This is a genomic window from Caballeronia sp. EK, from assembly GCF_014384845.1.
Classification (GTDB): Bacteria; Pseudomonadota; Gammaproteobacteria; order Burkholderiales; family Burkholderiaceae; genus Caballeronia; species Caballeronia jiangsuensis.
Window position 1 is genome coordinate 1 of sequence record NZ_JACSUE010000072.1, and the last position, 1,411, is coordinate 1,411.

General features: G+C 59.3%; 1 protein-coding gene. It reads left to right on the top strand.

All coding sequences use genetic code 11. The features are described from left to right. The first annotated feature begins 152 nt into the window (after nt 1–152). Complete coding sequence (locus IAG25_RS41110) at nt 153–1,379, top strand: ISL3 family transposase (protein ID WP_187609892.1); 1,227 nt, start codon at nt 153–155, stop codon at nt 1,377–1,379. Nucleotides 1,380–1,411 lie beyond the last annotated feature (32 nt).

Below are 1,411 nucleotides of genomic sequence, written 5' to 3' on the forward strand. Positions count from 1 at the left end.
AGCCTCTTTTGAATTCAGAGTGGGTGTTTGTGCGGGTCAAGGGCGGGCGGGAGCCCGGAGCAGCGAACCCTTGAGGCGCTTTGCATCGACAAGCTGGAACATGGCTGGTTGCGGCAGAATGCGGCAACCAGCCATGCAAGACCACGCGAACAATGACGAATCAACTCTTTGAAGCCGCCCTGGGAATCAAGGCACCGTGGTACGTGCAAGGTGTCGACTTTGATACGGCCAAACGACAACTGACGATTGCGGTGGACTTTGTCGCAGGAAGTCGCTTCGCCTACTCCGGGCTCGCCGGTGAGCATCCAGTGCACGACACGCAAATCAAGCGGCTGCGCCACCTGAATTTCTTCCAGCACGAGTGCTATCTGGAAGTGCGTGTGCCGCGCGTGCGCTTGCCCGATGGCTCGGTGCGGCTGGTCGCGCCGGAATGGGTCGGCCAACTCGACGGTTTCACGTTGCTGTTCGAGGCGCTGGTGCTGATGCTGGCGCAGCAGATGCCGTTTGCCGCAGTGGCGCGCATCGTCAATCTGTCGTGGCATCGGGTGCATGCCATCTGCTCGCGCTATGTGGAACTCGCGCTGGCGTCGGCGAACCTGTCGGACGTCGGCTCGGTGGCCATCGACGAAACCTCGTACCGGCGAGGCCACGAGTATCTGACCCTGGTCGCCGATATGCAGGCTCGGCGCGTCGTATTCGTCACGCCTGGCCGTGACGCGAAGACGATTGAGAGCTTTGCAGCCCACCTTAGCCAGCATCTCGGCACGCCTGAGCAAGTGACCTCCGTGAGCATCGACATGTCGCCCGCGTTCATCAAAGGCGTCGGCGAACATCTGCCCAATGCGCGAGTGACATTCGACAAGTTTCACGTCATCGCCCATGCATCCAAGGCGCTCGATACGGTACGGCGCCAACAACAGAAAGCCGACCCAGAACTTAAAGGGATGCGCTGGACACTGCTTAAGGACGCCAACAAGCTGAACCTCGCGCAATTGACGGACCTCGAGGCGCTTCTCAAGCAGTACACCACCAAGCGAACGGCCCGCGCTTGGTTGTATCGCGAGCAGCTGCGCGAGATTCTCGAACGCAAGCAAATTCATGTCGTCTCCGAATTGTTGCGGCAGTGGTGCACCAACGTCATGCGTTCGAAAGTCGAACCGATGAAGGACGTCGCACGATTGATTCGCCGACACTTCGACGGCATCATTGCGTGGACCCAGACCCGACAGACCAACGGCTTTATCGAAGCCATCAACGGCTTGTTTCAGGCCGCCAAGCGCAAGGCGCGTGGCTACACGCGCTTCGCAACCATGCGAACGGTGCTGTTTCTTATCGCTGGCAAACTCGACTTCTCCGCATTCAACTCGCATGCCCGCTGAGAGCCATTACCCACTTCGTTTTCAAAAGAGCC

Excerpts from the sequence above, each read along its gene's own strand:
- IAG25_RS41110 (WP_187609892.1), top strand. The coding sequence starts at position 153 with ATGACGAATCAACTCTTTGAAGCCGCCCTGGGAATCAAGGCACCGTGG.